At 68.9% G+C, this 7,541-nt stretch carries 3 protein-coding genes and 1 pseudogene; 3 read left to right on the forward strand and 1 reads right to left on the reverse strand.

The window, feature by feature from the left end:
• Window positions 1-314: pseudogene (locus AB0915_RS37195) on the reverse strand (hypothetical protein); the annotation flags it as partial.
• Between the two features lie 1,111 nt (window positions 315-1,425).
• Between AB0915_RS37195 and AB0915_RS37200 the strand changes: the two are divergent.
• The 3 genes from AB0915_RS37200 (at window position 1,426) to grpE (ending at window position 6,867) form a co-directional block, all read left to right on the forward strand.
• The gene (locus AB0915_RS37200) at window positions 1,426-3,498 is read left to right on the forward strand and encodes a SpoIIE family protein phosphatase (protein ID WP_366695554.1); all 2,073 of its coding nucleotides are present in this window, start codon (window positions 1,426-1,428) and stop codon (window positions 3,496-3,498) included.
• A gap of 862 nt (window positions 3,499-4,360) precedes the next feature.
• Entirely contained in the window at window positions 4,361-6,214 is a 1,854-nt protein-coding gene (gene dnaK, locus AB0915_RS37205) for a molecular chaperone DnaK (protein WP_366695550.1), read from the forward strand.
• Window positions 6,214-6,867 (forward strand): nucleotide exchange factor GrpE, encoded by a 654-nt coding sequence (gene grpE / locus AB0915_RS37210; protein WP_366695552.1) that lies wholly within the window; start codon window positions 6,214-6,216, stop codon window positions 6,865-6,867. The genes dnaK and grpE overlap by 1 nt, the downstream gene beginning before the upstream one ends.
• The last annotated feature ends 674 nt before the right edge of the window (window positions 6,868-7,541 follow it).

Below are 7,541 nucleotides of genomic sequence, written 5' to 3' on the forward strand. Positions count from 1 at the left end.
GACCGCTCGTTGATGAAGATCCGGCCCTCCCGGTGGTGGCGGCGCTCCTTGTGGCCACGCTCGTTGCCGCCACGCTCGTTGCCGCCGTAGCCGCCGTAGCCGCCTCCCTCGTTCCCCTTGCCGCCACCGCCGTTCCCGCCCTCACCACCCAGCGGAGCCGCGTCAGGAGCAGCCTGCTGAACAGCAGGGGCAGCCTGCTGGAAGGACGGGGCAGCCTGGGTGGATCCGGCGGCCGAGGCATAGGTGATGCCAGTGGTGGCGATGACCGCGGCGCCCACTGCGGCAGCGGTCACGGCGACGGTACGCGTCTTCATGTCACTTCTCCCTTGTCTCTGAGGGGCAGCCGGGCAACCGGCCTGCAATGAACGTACTTATGGCGCCTTTAGCTGTCATTTCGGATGTACCAGCAGGGGGCCGACCGGGTGTACGAACGACCCGCACCGCACACCGATCGACACATGACACACCGTCAAACCATATGAAAGTAAGCTTATTTGGCACACGATTAGGCCTTCTGGGCGACTTGATGACGCCCGATCACCCTCTCGGCAGCATGAATACCGGATCCGGCACCCCCACCCCCGCACCGCCACCGCCCTGAACAGCTGCCATCGCCATCCACCCACCACCCCGGCCGCCACAGCGACCCACCACACCCCTTCTCGCGGACCAAGCCGACGTCGGCATGTCACGCAGGCCTGCGGTCGCCACCACGGCCCGGGTCGTCGAGCGAAGCAGTCACTGGCCCGACCTGACGGCACAGCTCGGCCGAGCCATCGGCCAGGCACCTGGCGGGTCCATCGCCCGCAAGAGGTCACGTCGCTTCGAGCGCGCGTGTCTCTTACATCCCCTCCGCGGCAATGTGCTAGATAACTGCAGTAATCCGGTGCCCCACGCCGGACCCGCGGGACGGCCCTGACACCACGCCGATGATGTCAGGGCCGTCGACGTTCGGGGGATCGCGGTCACCAGGACCGTGACCTGCCAGGCTGGCATGGTCGAGTCGCTGCCGGCAGTGCTCGAACATGGCAACGCTGCACGTGGGGGTGCAGAAGGCAGCTCACGAGGCCGTCAGAAGTGGGCGGAGAACGGCGGAGCTGCTGGCTGAGGACGATGTCCATAGGGTGAGGACAGCGGCTCAGGAGCTGTTGACGGCAATGGACAATCATCGCTGCGGCTGTTGCACCCCTCACTGATACCTGGCGGCTGTCGGCTGTCGCTCGCGGTCCGCCGACGCCACCCGGCAACACCCCGGACAGGAAACGGCCCAGAATGCGGGCTCGGATCTGCCGCTGTCGGCCGGTGGGGGGACGATGGACACACTGGAAGGTATGCACGGAAGCCACGGCGGCGAGGCGGTTCGCGCGGGCGGTGTGGGCCTCTGAGGGGAAGGAGGGTCCGGCCGTGACTGAGGCCGACGGCCTGCTGGGCAACACTGACCCGAGGGCGGCTGATCCTTCGGCCGCGCCGGGCGGTCTGCTCGATGTGCTGGGTGTGGCTGCGGTGGTCCTGAACGCCGAGGGCCGGATCGCTCTGTGGAGCCCGCAGGCCGAGGAACTGTTCGGCTACACCGCCAGGGAGGCACTGGGCCGCAGCGCGATGTACCTGCTCGTCGAGGAACGGCATCGGGAGCGGGTGATGTCCCTGTTCGCGCAGGTCATGGCGGGCTGCGGGGCTTGGGCCGGGGTATTCCCGGTGCGCCACAAGGACGGCAGCACCCGGCTGGCCGAATTCCGCAACATGCGTCTTGAGGACGAGCGCGGCCGTCTCTACGCGCTGGGCATCGCTTCCGACCACGCCACGCTGCAACGCGTGGAGCGGGATCTGGCCTTGTCTGTGCGATTGGTGTCGCAATCCCCGATGGGCCTTGCGGTCATGGACTCCGACCTGCGGTACGTGCTGGTCAACCCGGCGCTGGAGCGCATCAACGGCCTGCCCGCCGAGCAGCACCTGGGCCGGCGCGTCGGCGAGGTGCTGTCGTTCCTGGATGCCGACGCCACCGAATCGGCGATGCGGCGCGTGCTTGCGGACGGCGTCCCTCGGCTGAACCAGTTCACCACCGGCCGCACCGCGGCCGACCCCGACACGGAGCACGCCTGGCGTGTGTCGTTCTACCGGCTGGAGGACGCGTCCGGGCAGGTGATCGGCTTGGCCACCTCGATCGTGGACGTCACCGAGCAGTTGCGGGCGGCTGCCGCCGCCGTCCGGACTCGTCGGCGCCTGGCCTTGATCGCCGACGCGTCCGCGCGGATCGGCACCTCCTTCGACCTTGAGGTCACCGCCCGGGAGCTGGCGGACATAGTCGTGCCGGAGTTCGCCGACATAGTCGCCGTCGACGTCCTCGACTCTGTGCTGGGGGGCACGCAACCCCACGTCGCCGGCGACACGGCGTCGTTTCGTGCGCTCGCGGTGAAGACCGCCTACCCCACGCCGGCAGGCCGGGCCGCCGACCCGGTCGGCGAGCTGGCGAGTTACGACGCCACCCGGCTGGTCACCCAGTGCGCGAGATCCGCCCGCCCCGTACTGGTGTCCCGTGTGCGGGAGAGGGACCTTGCCCGAATCGCCCGCGACGCGGACGCCGCCACCCTGCTCAAGGAGGCGGGCCTGCATTCCTATCTGGCGGTGCCGTTGATCGCCCGTGGTGAGGTCCTCGGCGTCCTGGACCTCAAGCGCGCTCGCAACCAGCAGCCCTTCGACCACGAGGACCAAGTGCTCGCTGTCGAACTCGCCGCCCGAGCGGCGGTATCCATCGACAACGCCCGCTGGTACCAGCGTCAACGCCGCGCCGTGCTCACCCTGCAACGCCACCTGCTGCCCTCCGAGCCCGCCTCCAGGCCCGGGCTGGAGATCGCCTACCGATACCAGCCCGCTGCGGCAGCCGACGAGGCCGGCGGGGACTGGTTCGACGTCATCCCGCTGCGCGGTGAGCAGACCGCGCTGGTGGTCGGCGATGTAATGGGCAGCGGCATCAACGCGGCCGCGACCATGGGCCAGCTGCGCATCGCCGCCCGCACCCTGGCCGCACTCGGGCTGGAACCCGATGCTGTCCTCGCTCAACTCGACGACATCGCCGTAGGTCTGGACAGCGCCATGGCCACCTGCGTCTTCGCCGTCTACGACCCGCACCTTCTGCGCTGCCGCATGGCAACCGCAGGCCATCTGCCTCCTGTGCTGACCCGGCCGGGTCACGTACCGAATTTGCTGGAACTGCCCACCGGAGCCCCTCTGGGTGTCGGCGGCGTCCCCTTCGAGACGGTCGAGTTCCACCTGGGTATCAGCGACGAACTGGTCCTCTACACCGACGGGCTGGTCGAGACCCGCGACGAGGACATCGACGTCCGCCTCCAGGCGCTCACCGACCTGCTCAGCAACCCCCGCCGCCCTCTGGAAGAGACCTGCGACTTCCTGCTGGGCGCACTGCGCCACCAGGACGACCACGACGACGTGGCCCTGCTCATCGCCCGGACCCGGCATCTGCAGTCCGGGCCCGAGCCGTGAAGCCACGGCGTGGCGTCCTGCACTATCCCGTCCGGCTGCGGGGTCTCGTGGCCGGGGCGGAACACGATCCCGGGCGCCGTTGTCCGCAGCCGCATACCTACGACGCCAAGGGCATACCCATCTCTCTCGCGCAGGCGGGGCAGCACTCCGCGGGCGGGCAGTGCCGATTGAGGCGGTCGGCGTTGCATCCTGTGCGCCGGCCGGGGGCGCCCGGCGCCCGCAGCGGGCTGATCGCGGTTGGCGCGCGCCAGGACTGCGGTGGTCATGCCGGGCAGTTGCCCAGCCGGGGACGTCGGCGGTGGATCGATCACTACCGCCGCGACCCCCGTCCGTGCGGCAGCGGGGACGGGGCGGCCGGGTCGCGGTGTGGCCTGGACGGACAGGTTGACACCGCGTCCTCGGGTAGGGCTTCCAGGCGCGGAACCGGGTTCACGCGAGGGGCTTCGCCATGCAGGCCTGCGATGACCACCCGTGCGGGCACCGAGGAACCGTGCGGCAGCAGGTGGCCGGCGGGCGCAGTGCCCGCGCCTCCGATGTCCAGGGCCATCGGGTCGTCGGGTCATCGAGGCGACATGGAGGTCATCAGGGCTTCCTCTTCGGACGCGGCAAGGGCGGTCTGACGCCCCGCTCGGTCCCTCCGCTCACGGGTCGGGTGGCGTTGCCTTGAAACTCCTGCGCAGGGACGCGTTGACAGCGGTTGGCAGCCGACGTATCCCGGAACCTGAGGGTGAAAGGCACGTTCGAGGCCGAGACCGGCCGGTTCGGTTGCCGACCGTGATTCGCCGGGCCCGGACGCCGCGGCCCAGGCCGCGGAGCAGCCCTTGCACCTGCCCAGAGGGGAGCATGGAAAGGGAGCGGGATCATGGCACGCTCGATCGGTATCGACCTCGGCACGACGAACTCGGTCGTCAGCGTTCTGGAGGGCGGCGAACCGGTTGTGATCCCGAACGCCGAGGGCGCCCGGACAACTCCGTCCGTTGTGGCATTCGCCAAGGGCGGCAACGTGCTGGTCGGCGAGGTCGCCAAGAGGCAGGCGGTGACCAACGTGGAGCGCACCGCCCGGTCAGTGAAGCGGCACATGGGTGAAGCGGCCTGGCGATTCCCGGACTCCGGCGGCGTGGACGGGAAGCGCTACACCGCGCAGGAGATCTCCGCGCGGGTCCTGCAGAAGCTCAAGCGCGACGCGGAGGCCTATCTGGGTGAGGACGTGAGCGACGCCGTGGTCACCGTGCCCGCGTACTTCAACGACTCGCAGCGCACCGCCACGAAGGAGGCCGGGGAGATCGCCGGTCTGACGGTACTGCGGATCGTGAACGAACCGACCGCTGCGGCCCTGGCGTACGGCCTGGACAAGGAGAACGACCAGACGATCCTCGTCTTCGACCTCGGCGGTGGCACGTTCGACGTGTCCCTTCTGGACATCGGCGAGGGCATCGTGGAGGTGAAGTCCACCAACGGCGACACCCACCTGGGCGGCGACGACTGGGACCAGAGGATCGTCGACCACCTGGTGAAACAGTTCAAGAACAGCTACGGGGTGGACCTGGCCAAGGACAAAATGGCCGTTCAGAGGCTGCGCGAGGCCTCGGAGAAGGCGAAGATCGAACTGTCCGCGGCCACCGAGACGACCATCAATCTTCCCTACATCAGCGCCTCCGCCGAAGGCCCGCTGCACCTCGACGAGAAGCTCACACGTGCCCAGTTCCAGCAGCTCACAGCGGACCTCCTGGAGCGCTGCAAGAACCCGTTCCACCAGGCCGTGAAGGACGCGGGAACCAAGGTCTCCGACATCGACCACGTCATTCTGGTCGGCGGCTCCACCCGGATGCCCGCCGTCACGGGCCTCGTGGAGGAACTGACGGGCAAGGACCCGCACAAGGGTGTGAACCCGGACGAGGTCGTCGCGATCGGCGCAGCACTGCAAGCCGGTGTCCTGAAGGGCGAGGTCAAGGACGTCCTGCTGCTGGACGTCACCCCGCTGTCCCTGGGTATCGAGACCAAGGGCGGCATCATGACCAAACTGATCGAGCGCAACACCACGATCCCGACCAAACGCTCGGAGATCTTCACCACGGCCGAGGACAACCAGCCGTCCGTCCAGATCCAGGCCTACCAGGGCGAACGCGAGATCGCGGCCTACAACAAGAAGCTCGGCGTGTTCGACCTGACCGGCCTGCCGCCGGCCCCGCGCGGCCTCCCGCAGATCGAGGTCACCTTCGACATCGATGCCAACGGCATCATGCACGTCGCCGCCAAGGACCTCGGCACCGGCAGGGAACAGAAGATGACCATCACCGGTGGTTCCGCGCTGCCCAAGGACGACATCGAGCGGATGATGCGCGATGCCGAGGCCCACGCGGAGGAGGACCGCCGCCGCAAGGAGGCCGCCGACACCCGTAACAGCGCCGAGCACCTCCTCTACACCACCGAGAAGCTCCTGGCCGAGAATGCCGACAAGATCCCCGCGGATGTCAAGACGGACGTCGAGAACGCCCTGGCCGACGTCAAGGAGAAACTCAAAGGCGACGACACCGCCGCTCTTCGCTCCGCCGTGGAACGAGCAGCCACCGCTGCTCAGAAGATCGGCACTGCCCTCTACTCCCAGGCCCGAACGGATCAGCCCGCCGGTCCTGCCGCCGACGCCGGACAGGGCGGCGAGGAGGATGTCGTGGACGCGGAGATCGTGGACGATGACACAGCGAAGGGAGGCACGTGATGAAGCAGCCGGCCCAGCCTCCGCGTCCGGGTCTCCCACCCCTCGTGGTCATCCACGACCGCAGGAGCGCCGATCCCGTCACTCTCCGGCCTCGCCGACCCGAAGGTCAGGAGGCCACACCGTCGACGCACCCGGCACCGACGACCGGCCCACCGGTTGCGGACAGCCGGGCCGCCCACAGTCCGCCCGGCCCCGAGAACCGCATCCGGCAATTGGAGGCGGACCTGGCCGAGCGCACGGCGGACCTGCAACGGGTCAAGGCGGAGTACGACAACTACCGCAAACGTGTGCGGCGGGACCGCCTCGCGATCCGGGAAGCGGCCGTCGCCAATGTCCTGGCCGGGCTGCTGCCCGTCCTGGACGCCATAGACCAGGCCCGGGCCCAGGGCTACGTCACCGGGGGCTTCCACCAAGTCGCCCGGATTCTGGAGTCCCACCTTGCCGCGCTGGGCCTGCACAGTGTCGGCGAGGCAGGCGAAGCATTCGACCCCCGCATACACGAAGCCCTCACCTCCACCACCGTCTCCGGCACCACCAGCGCGACCTGCGTCGAGGTGCTGCGTCCCGGCTACCGGGTCGGCACACACCTGATGCGCCCGGCACAGGTGGCCGTAGCCGAGCGGCTGGCCCTGAGTCCACCCCCGCCCCGCTGACCAACGGCGGGCGACAAGCGGCCGCGCCGCAGAACGTGACCGACCTACCGGCGGCTGCCGCTGTCACCGGAAAGGACCACTCACCGGTGCTGAGCTGTCCGGCCCCGGTCATAGCTCCGCCTGCGTCGACATAGCCCATCGTCCGGTTCATAGCGATGGCATTCGCGTTCGCGGGGCGATGGAAAGTGCGGACTTACTTTGGTCACGCCACACAGCTCCGCGAAGCTCAGTACGAACGCCTTCATCGCGACGGAAATGCCCCGGCCGCGATAGCCGGTGCGTGGGCGACTCAGGGACAGGACCCGAATGTTGCTGTTCAACGTCCGGCCTGCACTCACTCAGCAGCAGCCGTCGAGTCGGTCCCTCGCTGGACACAGCCGGGCCCTCACAGCGAGGATCGGCGCGGTCACGATGGGGAACGCCGCGCTGCATGTCGGGCTCTGCGGAGCGGACGGCGCGGAGGCGGGCAAGCGGGGCTGTCACCTCACGGATGGCCCCCCGGTCGGAGGGCCGGTGCAGGCAGGACATAGCGTGTGCGGTGGAGATCACTTAGAGGAGCTCACAAAATCGGCGCCCGGCTCGCGGCGTCTGGCACGCACGCTCGCCGCGTTGCCGAAACGCCCTAGTAGCTCCGCTACGAGGACCTTCCGGCGCCTTGCGATCGCACGCACCAG

This window comes from Streptomyces sp. NPDC048411 (assembly GCF_040704695.1).
Classification (GTDB): domain Bacteria; phylum Actinomycetota; class Actinomycetes; order Streptomycetales; family Streptomycetaceae; genus Streptomyces.

Coding starts and splice junctions, on each gene's coding strand:
- dnaK (WP_366695550.1), top strand. CDS start 4,361: ATGGCACGCTCGATCGGTATCGACCTCGGCACGACGAACTCGGTCGTC.
- grpE (WP_366695552.1), top strand. CDS start 6,214: ATGAAGCAGCCGGCCCAGCCTCCGCGTCCGGGTCTCCCACCCCTCGTG.